Raw genomic sequence first — 17,335 nt, 5'->3', positions numbered from 1 at the left:
GGCTGCGGGGTGGTGGGGCCACCACCCCTTTCCGCAACCTCAGCCCCACGCAGCGGCCGAGCCACCCGCCTGCCCCAGCCCCTACCCCCGCAAGGCGTCGCGGGGTGAACGGGTGGGTGGGTGGGATGCATCCGCCGCGGAGCGGCGGGGCTGTTTGTGGCCGCAGGTGGAAGATGGGGATCGGCCCCCACCTGCCGGGGCTGTTTGTGGCCGCAGGTGGAAGAGGGGGTCGGCCCCCACCCGCCCTCGCCGCGGAGCGGCGGGGCTGGGTCGACCGGGGCCGTGAAGCAGAGCGCGGCCGCAGGCTACGCAGGGCCGGGACGGCCGGGCCCGCCACCTGACCCAGGGGAAGACGGCAGCCGCAGGCTCCGCAGGGCCAGGGCGGCCAGGCCCACCCCCTGGACCGCCAACGCCGCCTCGAAGGCACCCCGCATGCCCAGGTCCGGGACCAGCGCGAGGAAGAGCGAACCCACCGTCGCCACCCCCAAGGCCAGGCACGACTGCTGCACCGTCGCCGTGAGGCCGCTGCCCGCCCCCGCCCGCGCGGCCGGCACCGCCGCCAGGGCGAGGCGGTAGTACAGGGCGAGCTCCACGCCCTGCCCGGCGCCGCAGAGGAGCAGCCCCGGCGCGAGGGCCAGGGGGCCGAGGCCGGACCAGGGCGTCCACAGCAGCGTCAGGCCGAGCACCGCGAGACCGCTCGCGTGGACCAGGGCGGCCCGGGTCATCGCCCGCGGACCCCACCGGCGGACCAGCCGCGGCACGAGCATCGACGCCGGGATCTGGGTGAGCCCCATGGGAATCACGGTCAGGCCCGCCTTCAACGCCCCGTAACGCAGCCCCTGTTGCAGGACGATCGCGAACCCGAACATGAAACCGCTGAACCCGATGAAGATCGGCAGACCCAGCACCAGACTTCCGCGCACGCCGGGCTCGCGCAGCAGCGACGGGGGCAGCAGCGGACTGCCACCGAGGCGTTCGGCGCGGCGCTCCACCACCCCGAACGCCCACCCCAGCAGGGGCGCCGCGGCCAGCAGCAGGACGGACCACAGCGGCCAGCCCGTCGCACGGCCCTCCGTGAGCGGCAGCAGGAGCGCGGTCAGCGCGGTGGCGAACAGGACGGTGCCGAGGGCGTCGTTCCTGGCGGGCCGTTCGGCGCGGCTCTCCGGCACCGCGCGCACGCCCATGAGCAGGGCCGCCGCCGCGATCGGCACGTTGACGAGGAACACCGCGCGCCAGCCGGTGCCGGCCGGGTCGGCGGCGACCAGGGCGCCGCCGAGCGCCTGGCCGAGCAGGCCCGCGATGCCGCTGACGGCGCCGTACAGGGCGACGGTCCGGGCCCGCCGTTCGCCGCGCGTCGTCGCGTGGATGGTGCCGAGGACCTGCGGCAGCATCAGCGCGGACGCGGCGCCCTGCGCCACCCGCGCCCCCACCAGCCACCACGCGCCGGGTGCGAGCCCGCAGGCCAGCGAGGTCACGCCGAACGCGGCCACGCCCCACAGGAACAGCCTCCCGCGGCCGAAGGTGTCGCCGAGCCGTCCGCCGAGGACGAGGAGTACGGCGTACGCCACCGCGTAGCCCGCCACGACCATCTCCAGCGTGGCGGGGGAGGCGTCCAGGTCGCGTTCGATGCTGGGCAGGGCGACGTTGACGATGAAGAAGTCGACGCTGGAGAGGGAGGCGCCGAGCAGGACGGTGAGCAGGCCGAGAGGGGTCAGGGCGGCGGCTCCGGACGGCCCGGTCGGGCGGGACGTGCCGGTATCGGTTGCAAGGGTCACGCGTACGACGATGTTCCGGCCCGCAGAGGGGTACCAGAGTCTTCTTGTCCTGGTACCAGGCGAACCTGGAAACAGGCTGCGGGATGGCGGACCCTTGACGGGTGACCCTCACCGCAGACACGACGCCCCGCACGCCGGATGCCCCCTCGGGCGCGACGCCTCCCACCGGCGCGGCGGCCGCCGGCGCCGACATCCGTCGACAGGAGCTCGCCGCCTTCCTCCGCAGCCGTCGCGAGCGCGTCACCCCCGAGCAGGTGGGCCTGCCCCGCGGCCCCCGCCGCCGTACGCCGGGGCTGCGCCGCGAGGAGGTCGCGCAGCTCGCCTGCGTGGGGGTCACCTGGTACACGTGGCTGGAGCAGGCCCGGTCCATCCGGGTGTCCGCGCAGGTCATCGACGCCATCGCCCGCGCGCTGCTGATGGACCCCAGCGAACGCGCCCACCTCTTCGCGCTCGCCGGGGCCGTCGACCCGCGCCCCGAGGGGGAGTGCGCCGCGCTCTCCGCGGAGGTACGCCGGCTGATGCGCCGCCTCGCCCCCTACCCGGCCACCGTGCAGAACGGCCGCTACGACGTCCTCGCCCACAACCGCCCCTGGGTCCACGTCTTCGGCGACTTCGACGCGATGCGGCCCCGCGACCGCAACTGCCTGTGGCTCCTGGCCACGAGCGAGAGCTGGCGCGAGACCTTCCTCGACCGGGACGAGATGCTGCGCGACCTGGTCGCCAAGTTCCGCGGCTCCATGGCCGAGCACGGCGCCGAACCGGCCTGGAAGGAGCTGCGCGACCGGCTGGCGGGGGCGTCCGCCGAGTTCCGCGAGCTGTGGCGGCGGCACGAGGTCGCGACCATGTCGCCGCACGTCAAGCGCTACCAGCACCCACGCGTCGGCCTGCTCCGCCTGGAGCACCGCATGCTGTGGATGGCGCCCCTGGCGCAGGCCCACCGCCTGATCGCGTACGTCCCCGCCGACGACGAGACGGAGGAGCGCCTGGAGCGCCTCGCGGAGCTGTCCGGGGAGGACGGGCCGAAGCCGTCCGGGGAGGGCGGCGCGGGTGCCTGAGGAGTGTGGGACACGGGCGCCCGAGGAGTGAGGGACAATGGAGGGTCCCGTCGTCCGTCCCGGAGATCATCCATGCCGTCCCAGCCGCAGCCCCTGTCGATCGGCCCGCACACCGTGCAGCCGCCCGTCGTGCTCGCCCCCATGGCGGGCATCACGAACGCGCCGTTCCGGACGCTGTGCCGGGAGTTCAGCGGCGGCAAGGGCCTCTTCGTCAGCGAGATGATCACCACCCGCGCCCTGGTGGAGCGCAACGAGAAGACGATGCAGCTGATCCACTTCGACGCGACGGAGAAGCCGCGCTCGATCCAGCTGTACGGCGTCGACCCGGCCACCGTCGGCAAGGCCGTCCGCATGATCGCGGAGGAGGACCTCGCCGACCACATCGACCTGAACTTCGGCTGCCCCGTCCCCAAGGTCACCCGCAAGGGCGGCGGCTCCGCACTCCCGTACAAGCGGCACCTGCTGCGCGCGATCCTGCGCGAGGCGGTGAGCGGCGCGGGTGATCTGCCGGTCACCATGAAGATGCGCAAGGGCATCGACGACGACCACATCACCTTCCTGGACGCGGGCCGCATCGCCGTCGAGGAGGGCGTGACGGCCATCGCCCTGCACGGCCGCACGGCCGCCCAGCACTACGGCGGCACCGCCGACTGGGACGCCATCGCCCGCCTCAAGGAGCACGTCCCCGAGATCCCCGTGCTCGGCAACGGCGACATCTGGTCGGCGGCGGACGCGGTGCGCATGATGGACGAGACCGGCTGCGACGGCGTCGTCGTGGGCCGCGGCTGCCTCGGCCGCCCGTGGCTCTTCGGCGACCTGGTGGCGGCCTTCGAGGGTACGGGCGCGCCGCAGGCGCCGACCCTGCGCGAGGTCTCGAAGGTCATGCTCCGCCACGCGACCCTGCTCGGCGAGTGGATCGGCGACGAGGCGCGCGGCGTCATCGACTTCCGCAAGCACGTCGCCTGGTACCTGAAGGGCTTCGCGGTCGGCTCGGAGATGCGCAAGCGCCTCGCGATCACCTCCTCGCTGGCCGAACTGGAGGACGGCCTCGGCGAGTTGGACCTCGACCAGGACTGGCCGGCGGGAGCGGACGGCCCGCGCGGGCGTACGTCGGGCAACAACCGCGTGGTCCTGCCGGACGGCTGGCTCAAGGACCCGTACGACTGCGCGGGCGTGAGCGAGGAAGCGGAGCTGGACACGTCGGGCGGCTGAGCCTGGCCTCCGCCGCCAGGGCCGCGCCGAAAATCGGTTGGCGGCCACGGCGGCCGCTGCTACCTTCGCGGTGGCCGTGCGAGAGAACGAGGAGGTGGTACCCGTGAACACATCGACATGGGTGCTCTCCTCCGGGGTCACGGTCGGGCGATAGGTCGCCCGGGAGCGCCGTACGCAGCGCTTCCGAAAGGCATGACCATGCCCCTTCACACCACCTCCGAGCAGCACCTCGACGCCGGCGTCGTAGAACGAGAATTCACCCTCGGCGAGATCCCAGGCCTCTTGTGGACGCCAGAGTCGGCGTCCGAGTCCACGCCGGTGCCGCTCATCCTGCTCGGCCACCCCACGCTGGGGCTGCACAGGATGTACCCCCGCCTCGTGGCGCGCGCCCGGCACGCCGCGGCGGACGGCTTCGCCTCGGCCACCATCGAACTCCCCGGCTGCGGCGCCCGTCCCTCCATCCCTGCCCTGGAGCAGGCGCGCGCCGACCTGCGCCGGGTGCTGGAGGCCGGGGAGCAGGTCACGGACGAGATCATCGACGCCCTCACCCTGCCGCTCGTCGACCAGGCGGTCCCGGAGTGGCAAGAGGCCCTGGACGCCCTCCTGGAACTGCCGGAGATCGGCGGCCCGGTCGGCTACTCGGGCGGAGTGATCGCCATCGGCGTACGTCTGGCGGCAACCGACCCCCGCATCGTGGCCGCCGGCCTCTTCGCCGGAAGCTTCGTACCCCGCACCACCTTCGAGGAGGCCCGCAGGGTGACCATCCCCCTGCACGTCCTGCTCCAGTGGGACGACGAGGGCAACGACCGCCAGGCGTCCCTGGACCTGTTCGACGCGTTCGCCTCCAAGGAGAAGTGCCTGAACGCGAACATGGGCGGCCACACGGGCGTCCCCCCACACGCGGGCGACGCGGCCGCCCACTTCTTCACCCGGCACCTGACGTGACGAACGACCGCTGACACACGGAGGGCAGTACCCGTGCACAGGGTGGGTCGCCGGCCCGGTTGCCGACCAGGGGCCTCTCAACACGCGTGTGGCGGGTAGTCGTTGGTGAGGGACAGAAGGAGTACGGCCAAGCGCGCGACGACCGGTCGGCGAGCAGGCTGGGCGGCGGCGCTCACCTCATGGGTGGTCATCTACGGGGTGCTCGCCGTGATCTGGCACGTGGCGTTCGAGTACAGATGGGCGGAAGTGATCGGCTTCGCCGCCGCGGCCACCGTCTTTCAGGCGACAGCGCTGTGGGCGAAGGAGCGCCGGCAACATCGCCGGAGGCAGACCGCGGAGCGCGATGACTGAGTCTCGTCAAGTCGCCCGTCTCCGCAGAGAATGCCCGAAGGGGCAGCACCCCCGCACAGGGTGCTGCCCCTTCTTCGTGGGCCGGAGCCGACGCCGCATCGGTACTGAGGGTCGGGGACACGGCGTCGGCCCCGGGGCTCTACCGGTGGTCGCTGCCCGTGGAGTGCGAGGCGGCGCGGCCGGCCTCCAGGCGGGCCACCGGGATGCGGAACGGCGAGCAGGAGACGTAGTCCAGGCCCACCTCGTGGAAGAAGTGCACGGACTCCGGGTCACCGCCGTGCTCGCCGCAGACGCCGAGCTTCAGGTCGGGACGGGTCTCGCGGCCCAGCCGTGCGGCATCCCGTACGAGACGGCCGACGCCGTCCTTGTCGATCGTCTCGAAGGGGGAGACGCCGAAGATGCCCTTCTCCAGGTACGCGGTGAAGAAGCTCGCCTCCACGTCGTCGCGGGAGAAGCCCCAGACCGTCTGCGTGAGGTCGTTCGTGCCGAAGGAGAAGAACTCGGCGGCCTCCGCGATCTGGTCCGCGGTGAGCGCGGCGCGCGGCAGCTCGATCATCGTGCCGAGCGCCAGCTTCAGCTCGACGCCGGTCGTCTCGACGACCTCCGCGATGACCTGCTCGGCCTCCTCGCGGACGATCTCCAGCTCCTGGACCGTGCCGACGAGCGGAATCATGATCTCGACGCGCGGGTCGCCCTTGGCGGTCTTCCGCTCGGCCGCGGCCTCCGCGATGGCCCGCACCTGCATGGTGAAGAGGCCGGGGATGACCAGGCCGAGGCGTACGCCGCGCAGACCCAGCATCGGGTTCTGCTCGTGCAGCCGGTGCACGGCCTGGAGCAGCCGCAGGTCGTTCTCGTTGGCGTCCTTGCGGGACTCCGCGAGGGCGACGCGGACGGAGAGTTCCGTGATGTCGGGGAGGAACTCGTGCAGCGGCGGGTCGAGGAGGCGGACCGTGACCGGGAGGCCGTCCATCGCCTCGAAGAGCTCCACGAAGTCCTGCTTCTGGAGGGGGAGGAGCTCCTTGAGGGCGTCCTCGCGCTCTTCATCGGCGTCGGCGAGGATCAGCCGCTCGACCATCTCGCGGCGCTCACCGAGGAACATGTGCTCGGTGCGGCACAGGCCGATGCCCTGCGCGCCGAAGCGGCGGGCCCGGAGGGCGTCCTCCGCGTTGTCCGCGTTGGCGCGGACACGGAGCCGGCGCACCCGGTCCGCGTACGCCATGATCCGGTGCACCGCGGCGACCAGCTCGTCGGCGTCGTCGGCGCCCGCGTGCATGCGGCCCTCGAAGTACTCCACGACGGGGGAGGGGACGACCGGCACCTCGCCGAGGTAGACCTTGCCCGTCGAGCCGTCGATGGAGACGACGTCGCCCTCCTCGACGACGGTGTCACCCACCGTCATCCGGCGGCGCTTGGTGTCGACCTCCAGGTCCTCGGCGCCGCAGACACAGGTCTTGCCCATGCCGCGCGCCACGACGGCCGCGTGCGAGGTCTTGCCGCCGCGCGAGGTCAGGATGCCCTCGGCCGCGATCATGCCGTCGAGGTCGTCGGGGTTGGTCTCCCGGCGGATCAGGATGACCTTCTCGCCCGAACGCGACCACTTGATCGCGGTGTACGAGTCGAAGACGGCCTTGCCGACGGCGGCACCCGGTGACGCGGCGATGCCCCGGCCCAGCTGCTCGACCTTGGCGCCGTCGTCGAAGCGGGGGAACATCAGCTGCGCGAGCTGCGCGCCGTTGACGCGCTGGAGCGCCTCGGCCTCGTCGATCAGGCCCTGGTCCACGAGCTGCGTGGCGATGCGGAACGCGGCACCGGCGGTGCGCTTGCCGACGCGGGTCTGCAGCATCCACAGCTGGCCGCGCTCGATGGTGAACTCGATGTCGCACAGGTCCTTGTAGTGCGTTTCGAGCGTCTCCATGATCTGCATGAGCTGGTCGTACGACTTCTTGTCGATCTGCTCCAGATCGGCGAGCGGAACGGTGTTGCGGATGCCCGCCACGACGTCCTCGCCCTGCGCGTTCTGCAGGTAGTCGCCGTACACGCCCTGGTGGCCGCTGGCCGGGTCGCGGGTGAACGCGACGCCCGTGCCGGAGTCGGGGCCGAGGTTGCCGAAGACCATCGAGCAGACGTTGACGGCCGTGCCGAGGTCGTGCGGGATGCGCTCCTGGCGGCGGTAGAGCTTGGCGCGGTCGGTGTTCCACGACTCGAAGACCGAGCGGATCGCGAGGTCCATCTGCTCGCGCGGGTCCTGCGGGAAGTCCCGCCCGGCCTCCGTCTTGACGATCTTCTTGAACCTGGTGACCAGCTTCTTGAGATCGGCGGCCTCCAGGTCGGTGTCGACCGCGACCTTCTTGGCGTCCTTGGCCTTCTCCAGGGCGTCCTCGAAGAGCTCGCCGTCGACGCCGAGGACGGTCTTGCCGAACATCTGGATGAGCCGGCGGTAGGAGTCCCACGCGAAGCGGTCGTCGCCGGACTGCTTGGCGAGCCCGGTGACGGACTTGTCGGAGAGCCCGATGTTGAGGACGGTGTCCATCATGCCGGGCATCGAGAACTTGGCGCCCGAGCGCACCGAGACGAGCAGCGGGTCGTCGGCCTGGCCGAGCTTCTTGCCCATCTTCTTCTCGAGGGCGTCCAGGTGCGCGCTGACCTCGTCGCGCAGCGCGGCCGGCTCCTCGCCACTGTCGAGGTAGGTCTTGCACGCCTCGGTGGTGATGGTGAAGCCCGGAGGGACGGGCAGCCCGAGGTTGGTCATCTCGGCGAGGTTCGCGCCCTTCCCGCCGAGAAGGTCCTTGAGGTCCTTGTTGCCCTCGGTGAAGTCGTAGACGAACTTCACGTCCTCGGTCGTCTCACTCGTGCGTGCTACGTGGGGATCTTTGTTTTCCGACACGGGTCTCGACTCCTCGAGGACTCGGTGGCTGCCCTGACGGCGAGGAACATACCCAGATCGAAGGCACCTGGGTACGTCCACTTGTGCGTCATGCGGCCGTAACCACCCGTCCGCCGCTAGATCGAAAGTGACTGAGCGGTAGCGAGACGCCCGCGCTTGAGTACAAGACTTGAAGGTAATGGGCGTCTCTGGCCCTTAAAACGCTCAGATGAGCGCATAGAACTCAGATGTGAGTTCATCTCATGAATGATCGAGCGGTGGCACTGAGTGCCACCCCTTGGAGAAGTGCAGTCGCCCATGAAGCGCTCATCTGAGCGCAAGCCCGATCAGGGGTGGCGAGAATCACGCCGTTTGAAGCGGCCGGATGTCAGCATCCGGACCCTCTCCGAGACGGTCGGGCCGGCCCGACCGTCTCGGAGAGGGTCCGGCCGGTGGTCGTCCCGTCGTGCTACACGCCCAGCGCGGCTAGCCGCTCCTCCACCCGTTCCGGGGCGTACAGGTGCTCCACCACGAGCGTTCCCGCGCCGATCAGCGCCGCGCGGTCGCCCAGTCGCGGGCCGACCACCTCCAGGTGGGCGGTGGAGCGGGGCAGGGCCCGCTGGTAGAGCAGTTCGCGGACGCCGGTGAGGAAGGGGGTTCCGGCCAGATCTCCGGCGATCATCAGAACGCCCGGATTCAGGAGGGTCACGACGGTCGCGAGGACCTCGCCGACGCGCCGCCCGGCCTCGCGCGCGAGCCGCACCGCCATGGGGTGCCCGGCCGCCAGGAGCGCCCGTACGTCCGACCCGGAGGCCGCGGGGACGCCCGCCTCCGTCAGCCGGCGGGCCACGGCGCGCCCGCCGGCCACGGCGGCCAGGCATCCGTACGAGCCGCAGCCGCAGAGCGCGTCCGCACCCTCCGGCACCCGGATGTGGCCGATGTCGCCGGCGCCCCCGTCGACGCCGCGGTAGACCTCGCCGCCGACCACGACCCCCGCGCCGATCCCCGTGGAGACCTTGACCAGCGCGAACGCCGCGCAGTCCGGGTAGTGGGTGCGCTGTTCCCCGTACGCCATGAGGTTGGCGTCGTTGTCGACGAGGACGGGCACGTCGACAGGTACGTCGGTCGGGGCGCCGGTCGGCACGTCGGTCGGGGCGCCGACCGGGGCGCCGGGCCGCTCGGCGAAGGCGCGGCGCAGCCTGCCCCGTATGTCGTAGCCGTCCCAGCCCGGCATGATCGGCGGCTGTACGACGCGCCCCGTGCCGCTGTCGACGGGGCCCGGCACGGCGAGCCCGATGCCGCACACGGACGCGGCCGGGTGCCCGGTCGCGTGCAGCAACGCGCCGAATTGGGTGACCAGTTCGCCGAGGACCGCCTCGGGGCCGTCCTCGACGGCGATGGGCGCCACCCGCTCGGCGACGACCTCGCCGCCGAGGGTCAGCAGGGCGGTGCGGGCGTGCCGGGTCTCCAGGTCGGCGGCGAGGACGACGGCGTGCGTGTCGTCGAACTCCAGCCGGTGCGCGGGCCGCCCGCCGAGCGGCGAGTCCACGGGCTCCCCGGCGGCCTCCCGCAGCCACCCCGCCCTGAACAGTCGTTCCAGTCGCTGCCCGACGGTGGCCCGGGACAAACCGGTGACCTGCTGCAGAGCGCCGCGGGTCGTGGCCCGCCCGCTGCGGACGAGTGAGAGCAGCTCCCCGGGGCCGGAGGGCGGGGAGACGCGGGGGCGAGGGTGGGGCGGGGGCTGGAGTGGGGGTTGAGGCTGAGGTTGAGGCCGGGTTCGGCTTCGGGGCTGGGGCTGGGGCTGGGGCCGGGGGTGCGTTGGTTCGATGCCGGTCACCACGGGGGTGGGCCGAGGCGTGGGCGGGATCCCCGCTTTGTTCTGGTGCCCGTCATCATTTCCCCTTGTGTTGACCAAGTACGCGCAACATATTGGGTTTTGCGCGTTAGCCAGGCGTAACTCACAGGTGGATACCACGTAACCGATGAGGCGTCGAGAGCCCGGGCCGGGCCCGGGCAGAGCGGAGATCCGTGTGGACCGCAGCGTCACCACCACCCAGCCGGCCGCCCGACGGCCCGCCCCGGGGCGGCCGGTGCTGCGGCAGCGGGCGGCGCGCGTGCTGTGGGCCAACTGGACGGGGACCTCGACCGTCCCGTCCCGGGAGCTGTACCCGCACCAGTGGTCCTGGGACTCCGCGTTCATCGCGATCGGGCTGCGCCACCTGTCGCCGCTGCGCGCCCAGGTGGAACTGGAGACGCTGCTCTCCGCCCAGTGGGGCGACGGCCGCGTCCCGCACATCGTCTTCAACGACGCCGTACCACCGGGCGCCTACTTCCCCGGCCCCGACTTCTGGCGCTCGACCGAGGCGGGCCGCGCGGCCGGCGCACCGGGCGACGTCCAGACCTCCGGGCTCGTGCAGCCGCCCGTGCACGCCCTCGCCGCCTGGCTGGTGCACCGCGCCGACCCAGGCCTCTCCCGGGCCCGCTCCTTCCTCGCCCGCGTCCGGCCGCGCCTCGCCGCCTGGCACGCGTACCTGCTGCGGGACCGTGACGCGGGCGGCGCCGGACTCGCCGCCGTGCTGCACCCCTGGGAGCAGGGCATGGACAACAGCCCTTGCTGGGACGTCCCGTTGAGCCGCGTCGAGCCCGCCGCGCCGGACGCCTGCCGCCGCGCCGACCTGAGCCACGGGGACGCCCGGGACCGGCCGACGGACCTGGACTACGGCCGTTACGTGCGGCTCGCCACGGAGTACCGCGACCGGGGGTACGCGGCCGGGGGACACGCGAGCGCCGGGGACGACGGGCGGCTCGGCGCCTCGTTCTGCGTCGAGGACCCCGCGTTCAACGCGCTTCTGATCGCCTCCGAGTACGCGCTCGCCCTGATCGAGGCCGAGATCGAGGGTGAAGTCGGGGTCGAGGGCGGGGGAAGGGGCGAGGGCGGGGGCGAGGTCGAGACGGTGGCGCCGCCCGGACCGCCACCCCCAGACGCCTCAAAAGGCCCCAACGCCCCCGTCGCTCACCACCCCCACCACCCCCACCACCCCCACCACCCCCACCGCACCCGCCGCGCCCGCGCCGACGCGTTGACGCGGGTGCTCGTCGACCGGCTCTGGGACCCGGCCGACGGACTCTTCCACTGCCGGGACCTGCGCTCGGGCCGGCTCATCGCCGAGCGCGGCGTCACCGGCCTGATCCCGCTGGTGCTGCCCGCGCTGCCGCGCGACATCGCCGCGGCCCTGGTCCGCACCGCCGCGGGTGCCCGCTTCGGACTCGACGGCGCGGCCCGGCTCGTGCCGAGCCACGACCTGACGAGCGCCGCCTTCGACCCGTACCGCTACTGGCGCGGCCCGGCCTGGTTCAACACCAACTGGCTGCTGGAGAAGGGGCTCCGGCTGCACGGCGAGGCCGCGCGGGCGGACCGGCTGCGCCGGACGCTGCTGGATGTGGCGGGCGCGTCCGGCTTCGCCGAGTACGTGGATCCGTACACCGGCCGGGCCCGCGGCGCGCGCGGCTTCGGCTGGACGGCCGCGCTCACGCTGGACCTGCTGCGGGAGCCCCGGGCACAGGGGCTCCAGGGCGAGGAGAGAGCGCACGGCGAGGGAAGTGCGCGGACGCACGGCGAGCGGGGCGGGTTCTTTGAAGGAGAGGTGTGGGCATGAGCGATCGGCATCGACTGCTGGTGCGGGGACGGACGTTCGCGGCCGTCGGAACCGGCGGCGACATCAGCGGCGTCGGCGCCGCACGGGGCGGCGGCGCGGGCCCGGACGGCCTGTTCGTACGGGACGCGCGGCACCTGAGCCGCTGGCAGCTGACGGCCGACGGGGCCGTCCCCGAGGTCCTCACGCCCGTGGACACGTCGGCCGCCGCGACCGGCGCGGCCCGCTGCGTCCTGGTGCCGCGCGGCGGCCGCCTGGAGCCGCCCGCGTACACGCTCTTCCGCGAACAGGCCGTGGCGGACGGCGCGTTCGTGGAGTCGCTGCGGGTCGTGAGCAACCGGCCGGTGCCGACCCGGGTCCGGATCGAGCTGACCGTGGACGCCGACTTCACCGACCAGTTCGAGCTGCGCGCCGACCACCGCACGTACGCGAAGCCGGGCGCTGTCAGGTCCCGCAGGCCCCTCGACGACGACAGCGACGCACCCGGCCATGGGGAGGGCTACGGCTACGACCACGGGGACGGTCGCGGCGTGGAGCGGGGAGGCCGGAGGAAGGGCGCCCGCGTCGCCGGGGTCGAGTTCACCTACCGCCGCGGCGAGTGGTGTTCGCGTACGACGGTCACGTCCGACCCCGCGCCGGGCGCCGTCGAGGAGACCGGGGCCGGCGCGCGCCGCCTCGTCTGGACGCTGGCGCTGGACGCCCATGGCTCGGCCCACGTGGCACTGCGTGCCGCCGCCCATCCGCACGGCGGCCCGGAGGCGGACCCGGCGACCGCGCCCCGGCGGGTGCCCGGCACGCGGGGAACCCACGCGCCGACGCCGCACCCACCGACCACACCCGCGCCGACGGCACAGACCCCGACGGCACAGACACCTACGACGCACGCGGCGACACCGGCCGACGCCGCCCGCCATCTCGCCTCCATGGAACGGGAGTTCGCGTCCGCCGTCACGCTGCCCACCCGCTGGCCGCAGCTCGCGGACGCCTGCACGCGCGGCCTCGCGGACCTCGCTCTGCTCCAGGTGCCCGCCACCGGTCCGGACGGCGAGGAGCTGAGCGTGCCGGGAGCGGGCGTGCCCTGGTTCCACACGCTGCTCGGCCGCGACGCCCTGCTGACCTCGCTCTTCGCGCTGCCCCACCTGCCGCGCCTGGCCGCCGCGACGCTGCCCGCGCTCGCCGCCTCGCAGGCCACGGAGGCGGTACCGGGCGCGGTGGCGCAGCCCGGCAAGATCGTCCACGAGGTGCGGCACGGCGAGCTCGCGCACTTCGGGCAGGTGCCGTTCGGGCGCTACTACGGTTCCGTGGACGCGACGCCCCTCTTCCTGGTGCTGCTCGGTGCGTACACGGAACAGACCGGGGACAACGCGACCGCCCGCCGTCTGGAGCCGCACGCGCGGGCCGCCGTCGGCTGGATGCTCGACCACGGCGGGCTCACCTCGCGCGGCTACCTCGTCTACCGCGCGGACGAGGGCGGCCTCGCCAACCAGAACTGGAAGGACTCGCCCGGCGCGATCTGCTCCGCCGACGGCAGCGGCGCGACGGGTCCCGTCATGGCGGCGGGCGCGCAGGGGTACGCGTACGACGCGCTGCGGCGCACCGCCCGGCTCGCCCGCACCGTTTGGGACGACGAGGTGTACGCGGACCTGCTCACGCGGACCGCGGCCGACCTGCGGGACCGCTTCGTCCACGACTTCTGGATGCCGGAGCGGGCCTTCCCCGCCCTCGCCCTGGACGGCGCGGGGCGGCGGCTCGACGCGCTCGCCTCCGACGCGGGCCATCTGCTCTGGTCCGGGCTGCTCGACAAGGAGTACGGCGAGGCGGTGGGCCGCCGTCTGCTGGAACCCGACTTCTTCTCGGGCTGGGGTGTACGGACGCTCGCCGCCGGGCAGCCCGCGTACCATCCGCTCTCCTACCACCGCGGTTCGGTGTGGCCGCACGACAACGCGCTGATCGCCCTGGGCCTCGCACGCTACGGCCTGCACGACGAGGCCCGTGAGGTCGCCCACGGCCTGGTCGCCGCCGCGGCGACGGCGGGCGGCCGCCTCCCGGAGGTCCTCGCGGGCTACGACAGGAGCGCGTACCCGGTGCCGGTGCCCTACCCGCACTCCTGCGCACTGGAGTCGAGGTCGGCGGCGACACCATTGGCGCTGCTGACGGCGGTGGGCTCGGCGTAGCGGTATGTGCATCAGCTGAGCGCCCATCCGTCAATATGGAATTTGTGTTCGACCATTGGCCGCTCTATCGACATCGGCTGGTGACGCCCGCGCATGGCGGCCTCCGGCTCCTTAGGTTTACTAACACGCCTACAGGGCCTTTCATTCGGATCCCGGCACCCGGTTCGGACTGCTCGGGCCGTTCGAAATGACGTACCAATAATAGTTTTATGGTGCTCACTTCCCTTCGACTGTCAGCCTGTTGGCATCAGAGTCGTGCTGCGCGAAGGGCTGTTGCACTGTGCCTCCCTTTCCCTTGCCGGTTTCCTCGGAACGCCAAGAGACATGGATCCAGGCCGTACTGGCCACCGAAGGAGTCAACCTCCCCCGCGGGGCGCTGGAGAACATGGCGCCCTTCATCGTCGACCCTGAGGACACGCTGGGTGCAGCGGATGCCAATGGTGTCCGCAGGCTCAAGCAGAGCGCGGTCCGGCGCGTGTCCACCGATGCCGGTGACATGGTCATAGCCATCGTCCGCATGCACGGGGTCGGGGGCGTGCAATGGGGGCACAACGAACGGATCAGTTCGATCTGGCGTTCCATGGCGGACCCGACCGTCGTGCCGACCACCGAACGGACGTTGGCCCCGGTGCGCCCCTGGAAGGGAGTCGTCGGAGACGGCAGTGAGACTTGTCTCGCCGCCCTGGAAAGTACGGTGCCCGACCGGCACGCGCTGATGATGAACGCCGAGGACGCGGCGAACGCGCTCATGCGACGGGACCGGGTCCGCCCGTACGACTTGGAGGAGGACCTGGTCCTCAACGGGCAGCAGGAACCCGGAATGTACGTTCCCCAGCAGGTGCGTCTTGAGGAGGATCCTGGGCGGGACTCCGACGGAAATCCGCTCCACCCCAGAGCGTACTGGGGATGGATGGCCGTCAGGGGGAACAATCGTACGCAGAAAAGGCAGTCGATTTTCCGGCTGAGCTCCGGTGAAGTGCTGGCCGGTGTTCCCGCGGAGAAGCTCGGCAGGAGCGGCGACGAAATCGTCTTCGATCCCCGTGTCTGGCTCGCCGAGTTCTCCGCCCTGCTCAACAAGGAGTACGCGGAAGCCACGGACGACCTGGACCCCGCGAGCGGTTCCCGGGCCCGCCGGGCGGCGTCCATCGCCGTGGTGGACGCGCATCTGGTGGTCGGCACACCGACCCCGCAGCGGCTCTACCGCATCGTCCAGATGAAGAACCGGCGCGATCACGTGCACCCGCCGCTGGAGTTCGACCCCATCAACCGCTCGCGTGCGCTCGGGCGCAGTGTGCTGGGCATGTACGTGGCGCAGGGGGTCATGGACGAGAAGACGGCGGAGGTGCTGTACGGCCTCGCGCCCATCCGTGAACTGCCGGACGCGACCGCCGACATGAAAGCCTCCGAACTCCGTGACCTGCGCTCCATGAGGCTGCTGCGGGAACTGTTTCCCGTGGACCCGGCCAAGCGCCACCTGTTGCGGCGTGCGCTCAGCGAGAATCCGCCCTCCCAGCTCAGCAAGGACGAGATCCATCAACGGGCCAGGACCTGGTCGGCTCTCACCTCCGAGAGCTACCCGTCCCCCTGGAACCCGCGCGTGGGAATGGTCTTCGGGACCAAGGTCCGGGAGGGGGTCGTCCTTTCCGGCCGCAGACTGCCTGATCTGCTGGCGGCAACGCACACCGACGACGCGGCCTTCGAGGAACTGGTGGCCTACCGGGCGGCCCACTGGCTTGCTGCCTTCGGCGTCATCGAGGCCGACCGCGGCTCGCTCGACGGTCAGGAGATGATCGGAGAGTCGGGAGAGCGGATGCGGCGCTCCCGGCGGAGCGTGACCAACTCACTCCAGGCACTACGGTACGAGAAGAGCCGGATGATGGCGGTGGGGCTGCTGAAGGCGCTCGTCGCCGCGATGGACGACGGGGACCGGCAGCCGTGGCAGGTGAGCGTCTCGGGGAAGGAGATGCCTGGTCGGGAGATGACTGCGTTCTGGTTCGACAGGGAGTTCCCGAAGGAGAACGGGACACGGTCCCGCAAGGCGGCGACGGCTCCGGGCGCCGCGTCCACCCCCGGGGCACCGTCGCCCGCACCGGCCTCGTCGCCCACGCCGACGTCCGCGCTCTGGGCGCCGCCCGCCGAGGAGACGTCAGCCGGGGCCGACGATCTGGCGGAGCCGGCGGAGCAGGTGGAGGCTGACGCTGCGTGCGCGGGCGAGAAGCCCACCGTGGACGTCCTGGTGACGCGCGTCGAGGAGCGGATCCGCCGGCTTCATGAGGCGTCCGCCGAAGCCGGCGAGCTTTTGGAGGAGCTGAGGGCGCAGACGCAGGCGGCCCGTGTCGCCCAGCCGATCGCCCGGCACCGTGCCGACATGGTCGTACGCCTCCTGAACCAGTCCCTCTCCAGGCTCCGCAAACTCCCCGAGCTCATGGAGGACATGACGGAGCCCGCGTAACGGCGTCAGTCGTCGATCCCCGACCGCTCCACCCCCGCCACGATCCACCGCTGGAAGAACAGGAACACCACCAGGAGCGGCAGGATCGAGACCGCCGCTGCCACGAACAGCTCGTGCAGGCGGATGACCTGGGAGGTCGTGAACGTGGCCAGGGCGACCTGGACCGTCCACGCCTCGCGGTCCTGGCCGATGACCAGGGGCCACAGGAAGGAGTTCCAGGCGCCGATGAACACGATCGTGCCGACCGCCGCGAAGACGGGGCGGGAGTTCGGCACGACCACGCGCCAGTACGTGCGCCAGTAGCCGAGGCCGTCGACCCGCGCCGCGTCCTCCAACTCTCGCGGGAAGCCCAGGAAGTACTGGCGGAAGATGAAGCACGCGAAGGCCGAGAAGAGGGTGGGGACGATCAGGCCGCGCAGGGTGGAGACCCAGCCGAGCGAGGAGACCAGGACGAAGCTCGGTACGAAGGTGACGGCCGCCGGGACCATCATCGTGCCGAGGATCGCGTAGAAGACCCGGTCGGCGTGGCGGTAGGGGATGCGGGCCAGGCCGTACCCGGCGAGCGAGGCCAGGACGAGGGTGCCCAGCGTCGTCGCGACCGCGATCAGGGTGGAGTTGAGCAGGGCGCGCGCCATCGGCACCGTCGGGTCGTCGAACAGCTCGGAGAGGTTCGACCAGTGCAGCGTCGAGGGGAAGAACGTCCAGTCGGGGGAGGTGATGTCGTCCTCGGACGCCAGACCGTTCCGCACGAGCAGGTAGAAGGGGATCAGGAAGAGGAGCGCCAGGGCGATCAGGAGGGCGACGCGCAGTGCGCGGCCCACCCGGACCAGGGCGTCCTCCAGCGGCCGTTTCGCC

General features: G+C 72.1%; 11 protein-coding genes. 7 read left to right on the top strand and 4 right to left on the bottom strand.

Translation table 11 applies throughout. The features are described from left to right. Nucleotides 1-305: 305 nt before the first annotated feature. Nucleotides 306-1,775, bottom strand: a complete 1,470-nt coding sequence (locus ACZ6B8_RS01725) for an MFS transporter (RefSeq protein WP_471605972.1) — start codon at nt 1,773-1,775, stop codon at nt 306-308. 101 nt (nt 1,776-1,876) lie between these two features. On the opposite strand from ACZ6B8_RS01725, the gene ACZ6B8_RS01720 reads away from it, so the two are divergent. The 4 genes from ACZ6B8_RS01720 to ACZ6B8_RS01705 all read left to right on the top strand — a co-directional run bounded on the left by ACZ6B8_RS01720 (nt 1,877) and on the right by ACZ6B8_RS01705 (nt 5,338). After that, nucleotides 1,877-2,830: a helix-turn-helix transcriptional regulator gene (locus tag ACZ6B8_RS01720; RefSeq protein ID WP_471605971.1), complete on the top strand. Its 954-nt coding sequence runs from the start codon at nt 1,877-1,879 to the stop codon at nt 2,828-2,830. A 72-nt stretch (nt 2,831-2,902) separates the two neighbouring features. Further along, nucleotides 2,903-4,042, top strand: a complete 1,140-nt coding sequence (gene dusB / locus ACZ6B8_RS01715; protein ID WP_471074303.1) for a tRNA dihydrouridine synthase DusB — start codon at nt 2,903-2,905, stop codon at nt 4,040-4,042. A gap of 198 nt (nt 4,043-4,240) precedes the next feature. Next, nucleotides 4,241-4,987, top strand: a complete 747-nt coding sequence (locus ACZ6B8_RS01710; RefSeq protein ID WP_471074306.1) for a dienelactone hydrolase family protein — start codon at nt 4,241-4,243, stop codon at nt 4,985-4,987. 207 nt (nt 4,988-5,194) lie between these two features. Further along, nucleotides 5,195-5,338 carry a hypothetical protein gene (locus tag ACZ6B8_RS01705; RefSeq protein ID WP_471605970.1) on the top strand — a complete coding sequence of 48 codons (144 nt, stop codon included), beginning with the start codon at nt 5,195-5,197 and terminating at the stop codon, nt 5,336-5,338. Between the two features lie 139 nt (nt 5,339-5,477). Here the strand turns inward: ACZ6B8_RS01705 and ppdK are convergent, their stop codons facing one another. Further along, the gene (gene ppdK, locus ACZ6B8_RS01700; protein ID WP_471074312.1) at nt 5,478-8,222 is read right to left on the bottom strand and encodes a pyruvate, phosphate dikinase; all 2,745 of its coding nucleotides are present in this window, start codon (nt 8,220-8,222) and stop codon (nt 5,478-5,480) included. A 448-nt stretch (nt 8,223-8,670) separates the two neighbouring features. Beyond that, nucleotides 8,671-9,891 (bottom strand): ROK family protein, encoded by a 1,221-nt coding sequence (locus tag ACZ6B8_RS01695; RefSeq protein ID WP_471606441.1) that lies wholly within the window; start codon nt 9,889-9,891, stop codon nt 8,671-8,673. 292 nt (nt 9,892-10,183) lie between these two features. On the opposite strand from ACZ6B8_RS01695, the gene ACZ6B8_RS01690 reads away from it, so the two are divergent. From ACZ6B8_RS01690 to ACZ6B8_RS01680, 3 genes are all read left to right on the top strand, one after another. Next, a complete protein-coding gene (locus tag ACZ6B8_RS01690; RefSeq protein WP_471605969.1) occupies nt 10,184-11,857 on the top strand; it encodes an MGH1-like glycoside hydrolase domain-containing protein in 1,674 nt (557 codons plus the stop codon). Further along, entirely contained in the window at nt 11,854-14,028 is a 2,175-nt protein-coding gene (locus ACZ6B8_RS01685; RefSeq protein ID WP_471605968.1) for an amylo-alpha-1,6-glucosidase, read from the top strand. Before ACZ6B8_RS01690 ends, ACZ6B8_RS01685 begins: the two co-directional genes overlap by 4 nt. A 295-nt stretch (nt 14,029-14,323) precedes the next feature. Then, nucleotides 14,324-16,480 (top strand): hypothetical protein, encoded by a 2,157-nt coding sequence (locus tag ACZ6B8_RS01680; protein WP_471605967.1) that lies wholly within the window; start codon nt 14,324-14,326, stop codon nt 16,478-16,480. Nucleotides 16,481-16,485: 5 nt separating this feature from the next. Here the strand turns inward: ACZ6B8_RS01680 and ACZ6B8_RS01675 are convergent, their stop codons facing one another. Then, nucleotides 16,486-17,322 (bottom strand): carbohydrate ABC transporter permease, encoded by an 837-nt coding sequence (locus tag ACZ6B8_RS01675; protein WP_471606440.1) that lies wholly within the window; start codon nt 17,320-17,322, stop codon nt 16,486-16,488. Nucleotides 17,323-17,335: the final 13 nt, after the last annotated feature.

The sequence above is a fragment of the Streptomyces sp. NPDC041122 genome, assembly GCF_055592445.1.
The sequence above is the reverse complement of the archived record's forward strand: the minus strand, read 5'-3'. Positions and strand labels throughout refer to the sequence as shown.